The 17,663-nt window shown below is 39.2% G+C and carries 23 protein-coding genes; 6 read left to right on the top strand and 17 right to left on the bottom strand.

Going from position 1 to position 17,663, the window contains the following annotated elements:
• Positions 1 to 83: 83 nt before the first annotated feature.
• From kapD to V7161_RS16020, 9 genes are all read right to left on the bottom strand, one after another.
• Positions 84 to 707, bottom strand: a complete 624-nt coding sequence (gene kapD / locus V7161_RS15980; RefSeq protein WP_223591881.1) for a 3'-5' exonuclease KapD — start codon at positions 705 to 707, stop codon at positions 84 to 86.
• Between the two features lie 162 nt (positions 708 to 869).
• Complete coding sequence (locus V7161_RS15985) at positions 870 to 1,256, bottom strand: hotdog fold thioesterase (RefSeq protein ID WP_335713973.1); 387 nt, start codon at positions 1,254 to 1,256, stop codon at positions 870 to 872.
• Between the two features lie 127 nt (positions 1,257 to 1,383).
• Complete coding sequence (locus V7161_RS15990; protein ID WP_335713974.1) at positions 1,384 to 1,659, bottom strand: hypothetical protein; 276 nt, start codon at positions 1,657 to 1,659, stop codon at positions 1,384 to 1,386.
• A 295-nt stretch (positions 1,660 to 1,954) separates the two neighbouring features.
• Positions 1,955 to 3,463 (bottom strand): leucyl aminopeptidase, encoded by a 1,509-nt coding sequence (locus V7161_RS15995; protein WP_335713975.1) that lies wholly within the window; start codon positions 3,461 to 3,463, stop codon positions 1,955 to 1,957.
• Between the two features lie 72 nt (positions 3,464 to 3,535).
• Entirely contained in the window at positions 3,536 to 4,147 is a 612-nt protein-coding gene (locus V7161_RS16000; protein ID WP_263297792.1) for a 3D domain-containing protein, read from the bottom strand.
• 184 nt (positions 4,148 to 4,331) lie between these two features.
• The gene (locus V7161_RS16005; RefSeq protein ID WP_335713976.1) at positions 4,332 to 4,655 is read right to left on the bottom strand and encodes a YuiB family protein; all 324 of its coding nucleotides are present in this window, start codon (positions 4,653 to 4,655) and stop codon (positions 4,332 to 4,334) included.
• Between the two features lie 144 nt (positions 4,656 to 4,799).
• Entirely contained in the window at positions 4,800 to 4,928 is a 129-nt protein-coding gene (locus tag V7161_RS16010; protein WP_335713977.1) for a YuiA family protein, read from the bottom strand.
• A gap of 156 nt (positions 4,929 to 5,084) precedes the next feature.
• Entirely contained in the window at positions 5,085 to 5,576 is a 492-nt protein-coding gene (locus tag V7161_RS16015; RefSeq protein WP_335713978.1) for an NUDIX hydrolase, read from the bottom strand.
• Positions 5,577 to 5,635: 59 nt separating this feature from the next.
• A complete protein-coding gene (locus V7161_RS16020; RefSeq protein WP_335713979.1) occupies positions 5,636 to 6,853 on the bottom strand; it encodes an NAD(P)/FAD-dependent oxidoreductase in 1,218 nt (405 codons plus the stop codon).
• A 450-nt stretch (positions 6,854 to 7,303) separates the two neighbouring features.
• On the opposite strand from V7161_RS16020, the gene V7161_RS16025 reads away from it, so the two are divergent.
• The gene (locus tag V7161_RS16025) at positions 7,304 to 8,302 is read left to right on the top strand and encodes an NAD(P)/FAD-dependent oxidoreductase (protein ID WP_335713980.1); all 999 of its coding nucleotides are present in this window, start codon (positions 7,304 to 7,306) and stop codon (positions 8,300 to 8,302) included.
• Between the two features lie 169 nt (positions 8,303 to 8,471).
• Here the strand turns inward: V7161_RS16025 and V7161_RS16030 are convergent, their stop codons facing one another.
• Both V7161_RS16030 and V7161_RS16035 read right to left on the bottom strand, forming a co-directional pair.
• Positions 8,472 to 8,837, bottom strand: a complete 366-nt coding sequence (locus tag V7161_RS16030) for a HesB/IscA family protein (RefSeq protein WP_335713981.1) — start codon at positions 8,835 to 8,837, stop codon at positions 8,472 to 8,474.
• Positions 8,838 to 8,876: 39 nt separating this feature from the next.
• On the bottom strand, positions 8,877 to 9,116 hold the full coding sequence (locus tag V7161_RS16035) for a YuzB family protein (protein WP_223591891.1): 240 nt from the start codon (positions 9,114 to 9,116) through the stop codon (positions 8,877 to 8,879).
• A 260-nt stretch (positions 9,117 to 9,376) separates the two neighbouring features.
• Here V7161_RS16035 and V7161_RS16040 point away from each other — a divergent pair, with 260 nt between their 5' ends.
• Complete coding sequence (locus V7161_RS16040) at positions 9,377 to 10,444, top strand: NAD(P)/FAD-dependent oxidoreductase (protein WP_335713982.1); 1,068 nt, start codon at positions 9,377 to 9,379, stop codon at positions 10,442 to 10,444.
• A gap of 44 nt (positions 10,445 to 10,488) precedes the next feature.
• Here V7161_RS16040 and V7161_RS16045 read toward each other — a convergent pair whose 3' ends face one another.
• Complete coding sequence (locus V7161_RS16045) at positions 10,489 to 10,818, bottom strand: YuzD family protein (protein ID WP_335713983.1); 330 nt, start codon at positions 10,816 to 10,818, stop codon at positions 10,489 to 10,491.
• 150 nt (positions 10,819 to 10,968) lie between these two features.
• Between V7161_RS16045 and V7161_RS16050 the strand changes: the two genes are divergently transcribed.
• Positions 10,969 to 11,205, top strand: coding sequence for a NifU family protein (locus V7161_RS16050; protein WP_223591894.1), 237 nt, complete (start codon positions 10,969 to 10,971; stop codon positions 11,203 to 11,205).
• 241 nt (positions 11,206 to 11,446) lie between these two features.
• Here V7161_RS16050 and V7161_RS16055 read toward each other — a convergent pair whose 3' ends face one another.
• The gene (locus tag V7161_RS16055) at positions 11,447 to 12,436 is read right to left on the bottom strand and encodes a 2-hydroxyacid dehydrogenase (protein WP_335713984.1); all 990 of its coding nucleotides are present in this window, start codon (positions 12,434 to 12,436) and stop codon (positions 11,447 to 11,449) included.
• Positions 12,437 to 12,531: 95 nt separating this feature from the next.
• Positions 12,532 to 13,545 carry a spore coat putative kinase YutH gene (gene yutH / locus V7161_RS16060; RefSeq protein ID WP_335713985.1) on the bottom strand — a complete coding sequence of 338 codons (1,014 nt, stop codon included), beginning with the start codon at positions 13,543 to 13,545 and terminating at the stop codon, positions 12,532 to 12,534.
• A 214-nt stretch (positions 13,546 to 13,759) separates the two neighbouring features.
• On the opposite strand from yutH, the gene V7161_RS16065 reads away from it, so the two are divergent.
• A complete protein-coding gene (locus tag V7161_RS16065) occupies positions 13,760 to 14,272 on the top strand; it encodes a phosphatidylglycerophosphatase A family protein (protein WP_289989423.1) in 513 nt (170 codons plus the stop codon).
• Between the two features lie 31 nt (positions 14,273 to 14,303).
• Here the strand turns inward: V7161_RS16065 and V7161_RS16070 are convergent, their stop codons facing one another.
• From V7161_RS16070 to V7161_RS16080, 3 genes are read right to left on the bottom strand one after another with little or no spacing between them, the layout of a single operon-like run.
• Positions 14,304 to 15,068: a TIGR01457 family HAD-type hydrolase gene (locus tag V7161_RS16070; RefSeq protein ID WP_335713986.1), complete on the bottom strand. Its 765-nt coding sequence runs from the start codon at positions 15,066 to 15,068 to the stop codon at positions 14,304 to 14,306.
• A gap of 6 nt (positions 15,069 to 15,074) precedes the next feature.
• The gene (locus V7161_RS16075; RefSeq protein ID WP_335713987.1) at positions 15,075 to 15,518 is read right to left on the bottom strand and encodes a DUF86 domain-containing protein; all 444 of its coding nucleotides are present in this window, start codon (positions 15,516 to 15,518) and stop codon (positions 15,075 to 15,077) included.
• A gap of 28 nt (positions 15,519 to 15,546) precedes the next feature.
• Entirely contained in the window at positions 15,547 to 16,848 is a 1,302-nt protein-coding gene (locus V7161_RS16080; RefSeq protein ID WP_335713988.1) for an EAL domain-containing protein, read from the bottom strand.
• 188 nt (positions 16,849 to 17,036) lie between these two features.
• Between V7161_RS16080 and V7161_RS16085 the strand changes: the two genes are divergently transcribed.
• Positions 17,037 to 17,303, top strand: a complete 267-nt coding sequence (locus V7161_RS16085) for a DUF3055 domain-containing protein (RefSeq protein WP_223591905.1) — start codon at positions 17,037 to 17,039, stop codon at positions 17,301 to 17,303.
• A gap of 59 nt (positions 17,304 to 17,362) precedes the next feature.
• Positions 17,363 to 17,647: a cytosolic protein gene (locus V7161_RS16090; protein ID WP_335713989.1), complete on the top strand. Its 285-nt coding sequence runs from the start codon at positions 17,363 to 17,365 to the stop codon at positions 17,645 to 17,647.
• Positions 17,648 to 17,663: the final 16 nt, after the last annotated feature.

A 17,663-nucleotide genomic window follows, 5' to 3' on the forward strand; every position in this document is an offset into this window, starting at 1 on the left:
GCGGAAAGCGAAGCGCCTGGAGCGAAAATCAACATGCATGATTAAAACACTAAAGGCCAAATCAGGTTGAGTGATTTGGCCTTTTATGCAAATTCATTTAATAACTTTGAAAAATCAACCCGGTCACCGATGGTGGTTGGCTTTGGTTTTTCTAGATATCGTTTATCCTTTTCAACTAGCTTGAATATATTATAGGTAGTCAAGGCATCATCAAGTGCCCGGTGGTGCCTGCCTGTCCCTTCCTTGCCATATTCTTGAACAGCCTTCCATAGTCCTGTTTGATTTTGATCTCCGAAGAATCGTTTATATTCCATTGACAGATCTAATTCTGAAGCGTGAAATGGAAAAGCTGCACCAGCCTCCAAACAGTTATGACGAAGTACCTTCATATCCATATTTCCCCAAGTAACAATTGTGGTTTCCAGATTACTTTTATTGAATTCCTCCAGCTTTCGGATAAAATCATAAAAAGATAGCCCCGTGTCAACCTGCTGCTGTGAAATATGTAAAAAGGATTTACAGCGTTCTGATAGTTTTGGGAACTTTAGAGGAGTAACAAAGGAAGAAAACTGTTCGGCGATCTGATCGTCAATAACGGATACAATTCCAACCTCAATAATTTCTGCGAAAAAATCTTTCATCCGTCCATTACGTTCAGGCATGGTAAATTCAAAATCAATAAATAGGTATTGCCGCTTTGCTCTCATATTCTTCACCCCCTTTTCTTATGAATAAGCTTACTACCATTATATAAAGAAACATGTACAAAAAACTGTGCTATTGTTCTATTTTATTTTCAATTATAACATGATTTTCCTTAAATTTTTTAAATATTTCAATAAAAAAGAGAGTGGGTAAAAATCCCATTCTCATTTTCTGATTTTTATAACCGCCATGGTACATCTTGAAACGCAAATTAGGCGTCCCTGATCGTCGGTAATTTTAATATCCCAGACCTGTGTCGTTTTGCCTTTGTGCAGGACTGTGCCCACCGCTGTGACTACTCCTTCCCGAATAGAGCGAACATGATTCGCATTGATTTCAAGACCGGCTACTGCTTCCTCTTCTTTATTGACTAACTCATAAGCACCGATACTCGCAACTGTTTCTGCCAATGCCACAGATGCACCGCCATGCAGGATGCCAAAAGGCTGGCGAGTCCGCTCATCAACCGGCATCGTTGCGATGATTTTTCCTTCTTCAATATGTGTGACTTCGATTCCTAAGGCTTCAATTAATGTATCTTTAATCATCATAATCCTCCTCATTTTCATTACTATGTAATGCAAAGAAAGCCGTTATAATTAATCCTATTCTCTTTTTTTCATGAATTTCCTTCTTTAAATTAAAGGAAAAACAGCCCTAGAGCTGTTTTTTCCTCGATTAATAATAACCGAATCCAGGGCCGCCTATACCAGGATAGCCAAGGCCAAGCCCTGGAGCTCCAAAACCAAGTCCTGGTGCAAAACCAAATCCTGATCCTGGGTAGCCTAAGCCAGGGTAACCAAAACCGCCGTAAAATGGACGTGCAGCAAACGATGCACCAAGTCCGCCTCCAATTAAACCACCTAAAAAACTAAGCCCGCCTATCGCCAAGGGTAACCCAAAGCCGAAAAATCGTTGATCTTGTACCGGGTAGGGACTTCGATATGGGTACATTAAATACCATACCTCCTTTTTCGCTATACTTGCCTACACTATTTCATATGCGAGAAGGAAGGCTAATGAGTGGGCAGTCAGAAAAGCGGAAGCGCCCGTTTAGCGACGTATGGCCAGGGGCCCGCTCCGACTGAGATAAAGGAAACACGGAGAGCGTCAGCGATCCGATGTTGACTTATCGTAGGGAGGAGTGGGATGGCCGCTGGGCGCTGGAGCTGGACATTTCTCAAAGTCACATGAAATTATTCCTAATTAATATTAGAAAACCCACGGAAGTTTCCGTGGGTTTAAAGGTTTATTTTTCAATTGGTTCAAACCGTTCTACAAATAAGGCAAGAGTACGCGTCATGACTCCGGTTGCACCTGCAGGACCAAGATCATTGCCTTTAGCAGTAGTAGCCGTTCCGGCAATATCTAAATGCACCCAAGGAGTACCTTCAGCAAATTCGCCGATAAAGGCACCAGCAACAAGCGCATGTCCCTCACTGCCTGGGGAATTATTTAAATCAGCTACTTTGCTATTTTTGACTCGTTCCTTCTCGCTTTCAAACAAAGGCAGTAACCACATTTGCTCACCGGCTTCTGCTGATGCTTCTAGCACTTGTTCATATAATGATTCATGATTGGTCATCGCGCCGGTTGTATGTAATCCAAGTGCTGTAATGACCCCGCCTGTTAATGTTGCAACATCGACTAAATATTCTGCTCCATGATGCTTCGCATACGTCACCGCGTCTGCTAACACCAAACGGCCTTCTGCATCCGTATTCAATACCTCAATCGTTTTCCCACACATTGAGGTAATCACATCGTCCGGCTTAAAGGCCTGACCGCTAATCATATTATCAGTCGAAGGGATAACGGCCACAACATTTTGTTCTGGACGGGTTTCACCAATGATTTCCATTGCTCCAAGCACAGCAGCCGCTCCACCCATGTCTGTTTTCATCCCTACAATGCCGGCTTTTGTTTTAATCGAATAACCGCCCGTATCAAAGGTAATTCCTTTTCCTACTAAGCCGATTACGTCTTTCCATTCATCTTTCCCTTGATACTTCAACACAATCATCTTAGGAGGCTCTGTTGACCCTTGGTTTACAGCAAGGAATGCTCCCATCCCAAGCTTTTCAATTTCTGCTTTATCTAAAATTTCTATCTCAAAATCATACTTATCAGCAAGCTCTTCTGCATAATTAGCCATATCGGTTGCTGTAAGCAAATTTCCAGGAATATTAACAAGCGTCCTAGCCGAGTTTGTTCCATTTCCGAAAGCAAAGCCGACCGATAACGACGCTTGAATTTCTTCTCTCTCAAAGCCCTCACAGTAAACAGTCAGGCTCTTCAGTTTTTTCTCAGGTTCATTCGATTTTTGCTTATAATCCTTGAATTGATACGTTGCCAGTGAAAAAGCTTCGCTTAAAGCATGGGCAGCTTCTAATCCATCCAGTTCATCCGTGAGGAAAGAATCCAAATAAACAGCGGCCTCTTCTAATTTACTTGCCTTCAGATCTTTAAATAACTTACCAAATGCTTCTTTTAGTTTATCGAATGTCAAATCCTTTTCCTTTCCAAGACCGACAAACCAAATTCGTTTTGAACCGATTTTACTAAAGGTATGTAGTTTGCTGTTACTTTTTAATTTTGCTGAAATATCACCTGATTTAACCAACTCAGTTAGCTGTCCATCGAATTTTTCATCCAATTTCGCTAAAGCACCTGAGAATTTTTCTGGTTTCTCAAAAAGTCCAATGACCAGACCTTCATGTTCAGCAGTTAAAGCCAATTTTGATGTAACTTGAAACATTCAATTCACCTCCGTGTTATTCACCATTTATTATACCGAACCCCAAATAAAAAAACAGGCACGATGCCTGCTTTACCTTTTTTCTGAGCTAATATACCGCTGGCGGAATACCTGCAGCGTTTTATCTTCGTTCCATGCCTGTAATTGTTGTTCTGTCAGTTTTCCATTGCCTTTTTGAACAACATAGACCTCTACCTTTTTTTTGCCCCATTTATTATAAACATCCTCAACCGTTTCATAATAAAGATCTAATTCATTTCCTTTTATTGCGCCACCCTTATCAGCTACGACCCCATATCCATACCCGGGAATAAAAAGAATTGTACCAATCGGAAAAACGTTCAGGTCTGCTGCTACAGTAGAAAATAAATCACGTTTCACTTTAACACCTGAATAGGTGATCCCATACTCAGGGTGTCCTTGTCTTTTTCCAGTCGATTCAAAACCTGCGGTGTAGCCGGTAGCTGTAACAGTTTGCTTTGGATACTTTGACCAATCAAAGGCATCCTCTAACGTTGGAGAGGCGGTCCCTGAAACATTTTCGCTTGATGAAATAACGGAAGCAAATTGTGAAATTAAAGCATGAGCATTAACACCAGAAATAGATTGGAACGTCGCTAATAAGGCCATAATGAAAAGAGTTGTCATGGCTGCACGCTTGATCCAATTTTTAAATATATCCATTAAAATTTTCACTCCTCCAAAAATATTCATTCCCAAGCTGAAGGGAATTATTCAAAAAAGGAGTGAAAAGTTTTAAAAAGGCATGCCATTATATAACTCTGTTGTGGACTTGCGCTCCAGGCACTTCGCTCCAATCAAAGAGTTAAAAAAAGCAAAAAAACCCTTTGCGATTACGCAAAAGGTTTTAGAACATTTGGTATCCATTTTTTCGTAATAGTTTGATTGTAAATCCAGCAGCAATAGCTCCTGCTAAACCACTTAATAAAATTAGAATATCAGCAGTGGCCAGCGAGCTGAATTTATGTCCTAATTCCATAAAGGCTGACTTACTATTTGTAAAATATTCAATAAATCTTACTTTATCTACGATTAAAATGGCCACAATAGGATATATTATCGCCATAACCCATGACATTCTTAAAAGCATATTTAGGATAAATCCAATACCAAAAAACAAGACAAAAAATAGCAATATCGAAATAACTAAAACAACGATGCTCATTTGCATCCGAGATTCCCCCTTTACGCATCAACACTAAGTGTACCTAACGTCCAAAGTGGAGTCAATATGAACACAAAAAAAATAGCCCTTCGAAATGTTCGAAGAAGCAGTATCCAACCAATTCTTTTCAATTATAAAACGTAACTCCCCTTATTCCTCTTCCTTCTTGCCTGTGCCGCCACAGCAGGAACAAGTTTCAGAACCACCAAGCACTAGTTGAAAATAGCCGTACCCTGAGCAATAATCACAATTTTTAGTATCCAAGCTCTGAACTGTCATCCTTTTCATCCCCCTTGTATATTAACTTAATTTTCTGATAATATAACAAGGATTGGCGAAAAAGGAAAGAGCGAAATTCTTGCAAATTCTCAAAAGAAAACGGATACATATAAAGTTTTCTTTCATTTTCTAAGTGTTACTTAAATTTTCAAAAAATTACAAAAATAATTTGTAGGCCGTATAGCCAAACTGATCTCCTGGGTTCAACCCATCAATACCAGGTTTTATACAAGATTCCTTTTGCTTAATAATCTGGTGAAGAATTATAGACGCATCTTTTTCTTTTAACAACTCTTCTGGTGCCATAAATCTTGCTTCATAAAGTTCATTTTCCTGATGGACTATCTTTTCTTCGCTTGTTGGCTCCATTAAAAAGACGATCATATTGTCGCTTATTTCTTCTTTAATTACTCCGGTTCTTAGCCCAATAAGACCTTTAACGGTACTGTCAATTCCTGTCTCTTCTTTAACCTCTCTTATAACGGCTTCATCTGCCGTTTCACCTATCTCAACAAAACCTGCTGGCAAGGACCATTGGCCTTTCAAGCCGCCGTATCTCTTCTTCACCACAAGCCATTGGCCTTCCTTAGAGATCACTAACCCCGAAACAGCTAACCACACCTTGCCGCGTTTTTCACGATTGCTCATTGTAGCACCCCTAAATAATCATAACAAAAAAGGACAGGGTCACTGTCCTTTTTTACTTATTAAAATACATTAAACTTTCCTTTTTTCAATACAAGACCAGCGCCGCCAATCATATATAGGGAGCGGTTATCGACTACCTTTTTCATGAAGGAAGCTTTTGCACCAGTGATTTTCTTGCCAAACACAACACCGATAGCATCATCTTCACCAAGTGAGCAAACGGTACCTTTATTATCAAATGTAAAGGTTTCAAGCTCTGTCTTGTTCCGGACAAGTGCAGCCAAGTTGCGTGCCACAAGATCACCTTGCTGCATTGCAATTTGGGCAGTGGGCGGATATGGGCGATTAATTTCTTCATTGATGACAAGAGAACTGTCGCCAATAATGAATACATCATCAAAACCAGGTACTCGTAATTCTGGAGTTACCTTTACACGGCCTCTCATAGCTTCAAAACCAGATTTCTCGATGATAGAATTCCCTCGAACCCCCGCTGCCCAAACAACAGTACCCGCTTTAATCTCACGAGGCTCTTCTTCACCTTTCGCTACGGTAATACCGTCAGGAGTAGCTTCTTTAATAGCCGTTCCAATTAAAAACTCTACACCTTTTCGTTCTAATTGAGATACAGCATAATTAACTAATTCCGGATCAAATCCAGGTAATACAGTTGGAGCCGCTTCAACACAGATTATTTTTACTTTATTATAATCAACATCATATTCGTGGCATAATTCAGGAATTCGATTTGTTAATTCTCCTAAAAATTCAATTCCCGTAAAGCCAGCACCACCAACAACAATGGATAGGCGGTTATCATTTTTTTCTTCCTCCATATTGTAGGTAGCAAATTGATACTCGATATGCTCACGAAGCTGGCGTGAAGAATTTATATTGGTAATCCCAAAAGCATACTCTTTTAATCCTTTAATTCCAAAAGTCTCAGGTTCGCCGCCAAGAGAAATAACAAGGTAGTCATAATGGACTTCGCCTTTTTCTAATACGACTATCTTTTCATCTTTCTTAATTTCAACCACTGTATCCTGAATAAAGTCAACCTTGCTTCGGTCAATAACATCACGGATATCATAACGTACTTTGTCATGATGAAGTGTACCTGCAGACGCTTCATGAAGCCATGTTGTTTCATAATGGTAATCATTTTTATTTACTAATACGATATCGGCTTCATTAATACCGACAAGCTTTTGTAAGCGAACAGTTGTCATCAGTCCGCCGTATCCAGCACCGAGAATAACGATTTTAGGCTTTCTCAAAGTGATCACTTCCACCTTTTAAGTAAATTTTTTGAATAAATTCGCTTATTCTTATCTTCCACTGCTTTAGCTAATTTTATTTTTCTAAGCAGAAAAATGTATGTGATATACTTCACGAATGAGGATAAAGAAAAATAGCCAATTTTAAATACACCCGATTTCACCATTCACGCAATCGGATTTTCAAACCGGTCATAAAATTGTACCTACTTTGTCACAAATAATTAACAATATATCCACATTACATCTTATGCTACTTTCCTCGGATTTTCAAGCGAATTTTTTAATTTATTTACCAAAAGAATATTAAAAATTTTACTTTTTTATAACCTAATTCAATTTATTTAAATAGTTATTCCAGTCTGAATATTGCCATAAAGAAGTGAGGATTTTATTAATTTATGATATTATAGGGAATGGAGTTGTTACTACTAGTTAGGGGGATACGGCGTGCAAGAAAATCAAAAGGTTTTTGACATTACTATTATCGGCGGAGGCCCTGTCGGTCTTTTTACAGCTTTCTACGGAGGAATGAGACAAGCTTCAGTAAAAATCATTGAAAGCTTACCTCAGCTAGGCGGCCAATTATCTGCCCTTTATCCGGAAAAATATATTTATGACGTTGCTGGTTTTCCAAAGGTCCGTGCACAAGAATTAATTAATAATTTGAAGGAACAAATGGCGAAATTTGAACCTTCAGTTGCTCTTGAGCAATCTGTTGAAAAATTGGAAAAGCAAGAAGACGGAACTTTTAAATTAACCACTAATAAAGAGGTTCACTTTTCTAAAACCGTTATTATTACAGCTGGAAACGGAGCCTTCCAACCTCGCCGCTTAGAGCTTGAAAGTGCAGTCCAGTATGAAAAGAAAAACCTCTATTATTTTATAGAGGACTTAAACCAATTTGCCGGCCAAAAAGTAGTTGTATTTGGCGGCGGAGATTCAGCAGTGGACTGGGCTTTAATGCTGGAGCCAATTGCCGAGAAAGTAACGATTATTCACCGTCGTGATAAGTTCCGCGCACATGAGCATAGTGTGGAAAATTTATTTAATTCAAAAGTAGATGTAAAAACTCCGTATATTCCTGCAGAACTAATTGGCGATGAAGACGGGATTAAACAAGTTGTTCTTCAAGATGCTAATGGTGAAGGAAAAGAAACGATTGATGTGGATGCTGTCGTTTGTAATTATGGATTTGTATCCTCACTTGGACCTATTAAAGAATGGGGTCTCGAAATTGTTAAGAACTCGATTGCCGTCAATTCCAAAATGGAAACAAATATTCCAGGAATCTATGCAGCCGGTGATATTTGCACCTATGATGGCAAAGTAAAACTTATCGCCTGTGGTTTTGGTGAAGCGCCAACTGCCGTAAATAATGCGAAATCATTTATCGATCCTAAAGCAAAAGTACAGCCGCTTCATAGTTCTTCAATGTTTGATAAGTAATAAGAAAAGCGGAAGCGCCCGTTTAGCGGCGTATGGACTGGAGCACTTTGACTTATCGTAGGGAAAAGGGCGAAGTACACTAGCCGCTGGGTGCTGGAGCTGGACAATTCTCAAAGTTTAAAATTAATACTTTATACAATAAAGGCGCCCAAATTGGGCGCCTTTGTATTTAACATTCTTCAGGTGTACCTGCTGCAGTCGCTGTTCGGAAAGAAGAACCGCATCCGCAGGAAGCAATAGCGTTCGGGTTGTCGATCGTAAAGCCGCCGCCCATCATGGACTCTTTATAATCAATTTTCGTGCCTTGTAGAATTGATGCACTTTCCTGATCTACGACTACTTTAATTCCATACTGATCAAATTGCTTGTCAGCAGGATTTAGCTCGTGTTCGAAGCCCATTCCATAAGATAAGCCGCTGCATCCTCCACCTTTTACACTTACTCGTAAGAAGGCTCCTTCTTCTTCATTGTGCTTCATCATTTCTTTAATGTGAAGAGCCGCCGCTTCCGTTAAGATTACAATATCATTGCTCATAATTTCTCCTCCTTTTTTTAAGTTTTAATATAGTATATTTTAAAACATCGGATTTTCCTCTAAATATTGATAGATATTGTCCACAAGTTCATCAGGTGTTTTTCCTGTCACTACCTCTCCGTTAACTAGAGCATATAATGTGGAGGCACATTTACCGCAATATCCAAGACATCCATATTCAATAATATCCAAATTTGGATCTTTTTCTAATTTTTCAAGTGCTTTCTGCGCACCATTCGCCAGATTGCTGATACAGAATTCTATGATCGGTTGAATCATTCTTTTCACCTCTCCATTACGTACCTATCCTACTATTTTTAGCATGTTCCGTCAATTATCACGACTGTAGCTATAGTGTCAAGAAAAGTGGGATAAGTGTTGTTATTTCGACATATTTTAGATATACTCATATGTGGTAAAAGAACAGAAATTATTCTAGAATATATCAATTAATTCCCATTCGTTTTTGATTCTTAAATGGGTCCCATCTGAGCAAAATAAAGACATTAGATATTGGTTTAAAAAAGGGGAAATCCAAAATGAAAAACCTTGTTATACTTGGCGGCGGCTACGGCGGCATGAAAGTTTTAAACGAATTGCTTCCAAATCATCTGCCAGAAGACGTTACGATTACGCTTATTGACCGCGTACCGTATCATTGTTTAAAAACAGAATACTATGCTCTTGCAGCGGGAACGATTTCGGATAAAGAAATCCGGGTCGCCTTTCCAGAGCATTCACAACTCAACATCAAATATGGGGATGTCATCGGGATTGACCAAAAAGAAAAGAAGGTCTTATTAAATGGTGATGATCCTATTGAATATGATGACTTAATCGTCGGCCTTGGCTGTGAAGACAAATATCATGGGGTTCCTGGTGCTGATGAATATACTTACAGCATTCAAAGCATTGAAAAATCCCGCCGCACCTATTCCGCATTAAACAATTTAGCTCCAGGTTCTGTTGTTGGGATTGTTGGTGCAGGTCTTAGTGGTGTAGAGCTGGCAAGCGAATTGAGCGAAAGCCGTGAAGATATTCAGATAAAATTATTTGATCGCGGAAAGTATATTCTTTCTTCTTTCCCAGAGCGATTAAGCAAATATGTTGAAAACTGGTTTGTGAAGCACAATGTCGAAATTATTAACAACTCAAATATAACAAAAGTGGAAGAAAATACACTATTCAATCATGATCAAGCAATCAAATGTGACGTGATTGTTTGGACAGCAGGGATCCAAGCGAATAAAATTGTCCGGGAGATGGAAGGGGAAAAGGACCGATTAGGAAGGCTTGAGGTAACACCTCATCATCATCTTCCTAATGATGAACATATTTTCATTGTTGGTGACTGTGCTAGTTCCCCGCATGCTCCAAGCGCCCAATTAGCTGAGGGTCAGGCTGAACAAATTGTCGAAGTACTTAAGAAACGCTGGAGCGGCGAACCATTGCCTGAAACGATGCCAGTTATTAAATTAAAGGGTGTCCTTGGTTCCCTTGGTAAGAAACAAGGGTTTGGAATGATGGCTGAGCGTGCAATTACGGGACGTGTGGCACGCCTGTTGAAATCGGGCCTTCTGTGGATGTATAAATGGCATAACGGCTGATAAAAAAAGAAGCATTCCGTTTTGAGAATTGGAATGCTTCTTTTTTATATCGCTTTATATCCGTACTTTTCAAGCTCTGAAAAAATGGTCTTGAGGCGTGGATTGCCTTCGCCAACTACTTTTTCTTTTATCACCACTACTGGATAAAACATATCTTCATCAATAACCCGTTTCGCAAAATGATATTTTTCAGGGTCTTCTTCTGGAGGCAGCAGGATATCCACATATGTCATTTTAAAGGGCTGCTCCGGGAACTTTCTTGTAATGGCCGCTTCCAGCCATTCGAATGTTTCTTTTGACGACGGCAGATTGACACAGCTTGGGCATAATTGTTCAGCTCCGTACAGAACAATTTCTACTTCGGTAAATAACATAAAACCATTCCCCTCTTTTTTCTTTTATTTTACAATAATTAAATGATAAAAACGAAGAAAATATCTGTAAATGTGTGTTATCCTATTTTCTGAGAATGGATTTTTAAGGCCATTGACATTATAATATAGATAGGAAAGGAGACGATTAATATGGCAGAACAAGAAATGTTTGAACAAGTTCAGGAAGTATTAGATAAATTACGCCCATTTCTTCTTCGCGATGGCGGGGATTGTGAATTAGTTGATGTAGAGGATGGTATTGTTAAGCTTCGCTTGCTTGGTGCTTGCGGATCTTGCCCAAGCTCAACCATCACATTAAAAGCCGGCATTGAAAGAGCTCTTTTAGAAGAAGTGCCAGGCGTTGTCGAAGTAGAGCAAGTATTTTAATTAAAGACGACAAAAGCGATTGCCTTTGACAGCAATCGCTTTTTTATTTTGGCTGTGTTAAACTTGCCTGTTGATTTCCGTTCCAGGCGCGAGCGGTTCGCGGGGAGGTCCTGAAGCCTCCTCGGCGCTTTGGCGCCTGCGGGGTCTCCAGTGACCTCTATATCCCGCAGGAGTCTCGCGCCCTCCACTCCAATCAACAGAGGCAAAAAATCAACAATGCTCTTTAACACAGCCTAATTTTTTATGCTTTTACAATGGGTTTCCAGTCTTTATTCACGAGGGTTTTTGGTACTTTTCCTTCTAAAACTGCCATGATATTTTCTATACAAAGCTTCATCATGGCGGTTCGGGTTTCAACACTTGAACTGCCGATATGCGGAAGTGCGACTACATTAGGAAGCGATAATAATGGATGGTCCCGATTGATTGGTTCTTTTTCAAAAACATCTAATCCAGCTCCGGCAATTTCCCCTGTTGTTAAGGCGTCATATAAGGCCTGTTCGTCGATTACAGGGCCTCTTGAAGCATTAATAAAAATAGCCGATTGTTTCATTCCTCTAAATACTTCACGCGTGAACAAGTTTCTGGTTTCTTGCGTTAGCGGTGTTAGACAGACGATGAAGTCGGATTTTTCGACAAGCTCTTCAAAAGATACATACTTGGCACCTATCCGCTGTTCCATATCAGGCTTTCTGGTCCGGTTATGATAAAGGATGTTCATATCAAAGCCTGTTGCCCTTTTGGCAACTGTTTCGCCAATTTTCCCCATTCCAACAATACCGATTGTTTTATGATGAATATCTTGGCCAGCCAGAAGCAGCGGGCTCCAGCTTTTCCATTTTCCTTCCTTCACATATTCGGCTGCCTCGACGATCCGGCGAGCGGCTGCCATCAGCAAACCAAAGGTTAAATCAGCCGTGGTGTCGGTTAAAACATCAGGAGTATTGCAAATTGCAACTCCTTTAATGCTTGCTTTTTTGACATCAATATTGTCAAAGCCTACAGCCAAATTAGCGACAACCTTTAACCGGTTCCCGGCGGTTAAAATTTGTTCATCGATTTGGTCAGATACCATCGTCAAGAGAGCATCTGCTTTCTCAGCCTCTGCGTATAGGACTTCTTTCGGAACGGAAATATCCTCATGTTCCCACATTTTTACTTCATATTTTTGTTTCATGACTTCAATAACTGCCTCTGGCAACTTCCTAGTAATGTAAATATAAGGCTTCATGCTGCGTCCCTACCTCAATCCTAATTTTAATACTCCTTGTCATTTTACCATATTATTCCGATTTAATTTTTTCAAAAATGTGTCAATTCATGTGTTTACACTTTATATAACCATTCCAACTGGGGAAGATTTAACCTTTTGATTGGCGCTCCCGAAATGTGAAAAAAACCAGCCAAAAATCGCTCATATTCACCCGATTGTCTTAAAATTTTACTTAGCTGATCTTCTAATACCTTCTTATCCTGCTCGGACCGAGTAATATAATAATTTTCGATAGACTCAAAATAGTGGAGTGGGAAAATTAGACGCGAGTATAATAATCGCCATGAAAATGATGATAATGGAGCAACACTTTGATATTCTTCAAAAAATTGTTTTAAATCGACATCGTATGTTTGAAAATTTCGGAAATATCTCTCTCTTGTCCACTCGGCTAAATCACGGCTGCGATGATCAAATACCCAATCAAAGGGATTTTTAATAACATAATTGCCGCCCCACGTTTTTTTAGAAAATCGTTCATGACAGACTGTACCGTTGTCCGTTTCGACTGGCTCATCATCTATTTCTGTATCGACTAGGTATTGAATCGCATTTTCAGTTAAGCCCATATAATAGGGAAATGATTCGATAAACATCCGTTCAAATTCATCTTCCGGCGTTTGAAAGAGAAGGCCATTCCAAACTTTTTCCATTTGCTCAAGCCGTTTTTCCCATAATTCCTTCCACTTTCCAATCCGGCTGGACCTCTCAATTTGAAAGGGAACCCTTCTCCCACGTTCATGAAATTTAGCGAGCTTACGCCCTAATTTGATTTTCCGCTGTTTTTCATCTGCTTGCCGATTGGCTAATACGCAATATTTATTTTGTTCCCATGTCGTAATTAAATTCCCTTCCTTGGACTGCAAAAATATAGGCACATTATGGTCGCCATAATTTCTCAGATGTTCGGCAATCTTCCCTAGTTCAGAAATATCCTCTTCTTCTTTTCCAGCAGGATTAGAGATTACATACAGCCAGCCATTTCCTCTTAAGGCGTCATACGTATCTAATTTAATATATTCTTGTGTTGTGATCCCATATTGATTTTCAAGCATTTTCTGAAGCATACGAGTCCCACCTCTTCTTCATACCCTTATTAAATCATATATATGAAAGAGCATTAAAAAACTTGTTGTCTTCCTGCTTTTTTTCAAAAATGAATAGGAAATATGGTGAATTGGAAAGATAAAATTTTGTCTAGTTCTTTTACGTTAAAATTGCATATCTTATGAAAAAAGAGTATATATATAGTGAAAATCCAAAGAAAAGGTGATAAAAGGGATGGCAGACGACAAAAAAGTAGATATGACCGAAGAAACTGCACGCAGATGGCTAACAGAAAGAGGCGTCCAAATTCAAGATATTGCTGATTTAGTTTTTTATTTACAAGAAAAATATCATGAAAATTTACAAATGGCAGACTGTATTGCTAATGTGGAACGAGTCCTCTCCAAACGTGAAGTGCAAAATGCCATTATTACCGGAATCCAGCTCGACATGCTTGCTGAAAAAGGAATGCTTGAGGAGCCGCTTCAATCGATCATAGGGACAGATGAGAGTCTTTATGGAGTAGATGAAATACTTGCCTTTTCGATTGTGAATGTGTATGGATCAATTGGATTTACCAATTATGGTTATATTGATAAACAAAAGCCTGGCATCTTAGCCCATCTAAATGATAAATCAACCGGTGAGTGCCATACTTTTTTAGATGATATTGTCGGTGCGATTGCCGCAGCTGCCTCCAGCAGACTGGCGCACCGGGCAGCAAGAATGGAAAAAGAAAAAAAATAGTGAAAAAGGATGGGTGTATATCCCATCCTTTTTATACCTCCCATTGCTCCAATGAATCAATGGCATATGTTGGTTTTTGTTTATACCCTTTAAGCAATTCTTTCGTGGTCACACCTGTATGAACCAATAGCGTGTCCATCCCGGCATTCATGCCCGCTAAAATATCTGTGTCATAATAATCCCCGACCATGATCGTTTCTTCCTTGGCCGTTCCTAATACCTTTAAGGCCTGCTCCATAATAATGGATTCCGGCTTGCCGATAAAAATCGGTTTCGTTTGGGTAGAAACCGTAATGACGGATGTCAGTGAACCATTCCCCGGTACCAGCCCTCTTTCAGTTGGAATGGCAATATCACCATTGGTAGAAATGAAAGCCGCTCCATTCCGAACCGCCAAACAAGCAACAGCTAATTTCTCATAACTGATGGAGCGGTCAATCCCAATCACGACAAATTCCGCATTTTCTTGGGCAAATTGGAATCCCTTTTCTTCAAGCGCCAATCGTAGCCCTTCCTCTCCAATTACATAAACAGTAGCATCGTTCTTGGTTTCATAAATGTAATTAGCGGTTGCCTGACTGGTGGTAAATACAAGTTCTTCCTCTGCCGGAATATCGAAATCCCGAAGCTTTTCGGCAACCTGTGCTGGTGTTCTTGACGAATTATTTGTCACAAATAAATACGGGATTTTCTTAGCCCGCAGACTTTTAACAAAATCAGAAGCTGCCTCAATACGTTCCGTTCCTTTATACATCGTTCCATCTAGATCAATTAAATAGCCTTTATATTTTTTCAAAATCCTTCACTCCTGACTTTTAAAGGCGGAAACAGGACCTAGTTCATTTGTAAGATAATCGCGGACATTTTTTGCAAAAAGAGATAAAGCAGTATGAGATTTTGCAAATTGTTCTTTTAGTTCACTATGGACTATTTCTGTATAATCTTGCACAAGTTGCTTCCGGTATGGAATGAGGCTTTTTAAGACATTACCCGTTTCTTGTGAAATGACCCTCTCATCCATTAAAATTTCAATGATATCGTCATAGCTTCCGGGATCGCGCATGATAAAACCGTCAATCATGGCATTGCCGACATCAAAAATGGCTTCTAGTGACATCTGTGTTATCCGTTCTAATGCAGCTTTTTCTAATGGCGTCGACCATTCTGGCTGCGCAGTGAAAAGATTTATTTGTTTTTCTAAATAAACCAATGTTGTTTCCATTTTATCCCGGTCTACAAAATACATTTGTTCCACTTCCTTTTTTGTTGTCTGACTAAGTTGCAAGCCCGTTTACGAATGCAGTTGGAGGGGCATAAAAATTTCCTTGTGCTAAATCCACTTTATTTCTTGTCAGAACCGATGCTTCTTCTTCGTTTTCAATTCCTTCAGCGACAACTAACGACCCTGCTTCTCTTGCTACAAGCAGCAATCCTTTCAGCATCGATTCCTTTAGAGAATTTTGATGAATATTTTGGATTACAGAACGATCAATTTTGATGATTTCCGGCATGATTTCACTAATCGTATTTAAACTGGAATAGCCTGCACCCGTATCATCGACTGCGATTCGAAACCCCATTAATCGTAACATTTTAATATTATAAATAAAGTTCTTTAAGCCCTCGATCGAATCGCTCTCGGTTACTTCAATAGTGATTTGCTTAGGCGAAATACTTTTATATTTTAACATAAGATTTTTTAAATCTCTTGTAAATCTTAAATTGCCTAGAGTTAACGGAGTGCAATTCACAAATATGTCCTGCCGGCATCTTGTTGTCTTTATTTGCTCCAAAACTTTTTCAAGGATAATCATTTCCAGTTCATACAGCATCCCAGTCTGTCTTGCAACCGAAAAGAGCGGCAATGGATTTTCTAATAGGGTTCCCTGCGGTCCTCGTGTAAGCAATTCCCAGGCACGAATTTCTTTAGTTGCTACATCAATTATCGGCTGAGCCAAAAGTTTAATGTCCTTTTTTGAAATAATTTTATTCATCGTCATAACCATTTCATTAAAACCGGATTTAGCTTTTCTTTCTGCCATAAAAACGGCCTGTCTATGTGCCTTTAAAACAGAATCATGAATCGAGTAATGTTTTTTATCAACAAACATATAACCCGTTTCAAAAAAAAGCTCGACAGCAGGGTATAACTTATGTAATTTCTCTTCAATATGATAAGTTATTTTGTTCATAAACAGATCTATTTCTGATAAACAATCCCGTTCAAAATCAACTTTTAAGAATAGTGTAAAACCGTCACCATCAAAATCATGGAGAGTGATGACATCTTGATTGTTGATTTCTTTCTCAATAGAAAGACGGAAATACTTCCCTATATTTTTAATTAGCTGTGTATACTGAGATTGTCCCAGTAAATCAGCCAATTCAGAAGAATTTTTGATATTAAACACAATCACAGCCACTTCATGTCCAGATTGAAAGGCTGATGTTACACCTTCTAATGCGGGATTTCGCAAAATTATTGGGGGTGGATAAAAGCGAATTGACGAAAGAGGCAGTAAATTCTTTCCCCACTGCATTACATTTATTGCTTTTTCGATGTAACGACGGACCATTCAATTCATCCCTCTTCCAGTCAACAATTGAGAATTTAAGTATATTGTAGCATAATTTGACAGATTTCGTATTTTTCAAGAGGCGAATTTTACAAATTTTGCAGAAATTTCACTACTCCCCTCAATCAAATAAATTTGTTACTATAGAGAAGGTGCTAAAAAGTATTTTTTTAAAGGAGATTATTGGGATGAAAGAACGGTTTTTCTTATACGATGATACGGAGAATACAAAAACAAGATTTGTTAGCTTTGTAGGTGAAAACCAGCGCTATGATTTAGCCATTGTTCAATCGGACCGCCATTATGGTAAACATCTCGTCCTTGATATGCAGGGAAACCGTTTTGCTATTATTGGCCACGATGACCTGCAGGAGGAAGGCTATTTAGAATATGCTTTTCAATTAAATGAAGAAGATGCAGAAGAACTAAGATCCTTTCTAATGGAATTAGTTTAAACAATTACTCATGATTTTCACTCCTTGGGCTAAACTAGGTTTTAAAAGGAGTGGAAAAAATGGCGGATAAAAAGGCAGAGAAGTATACGGAAATATCCAATGTGGAAAAACAGCATAATTATCTGACTGCTCAGGAGTTTCCAGAGGGGCCTTATGGCTCAACCTTCCGAAAAGACGATTCTGTTCAAAATAAGAGCACGCCCTGGGAAGAAGGGCAGCGGACCTATAGTGCATTTAACTATGAATACAAGTCATTTCATCAAGATCTGCCCCGGAAGATGGAAGGAGCCCATCCGCCGCATGATGATCCAGACACGGATGAGCAGGCCCCATATAATAAATAAACGAAAGGCCAGGTTT

This window comes from Neobacillus drentensis (assembly GCF_036965425.1).
GTDB classification, from domain to species: domain Bacteria; phylum Bacillota; class Bacilli; order Bacillales; family Cytobacillaceae; genus Neobacillus; species Neobacillus drentensis_F.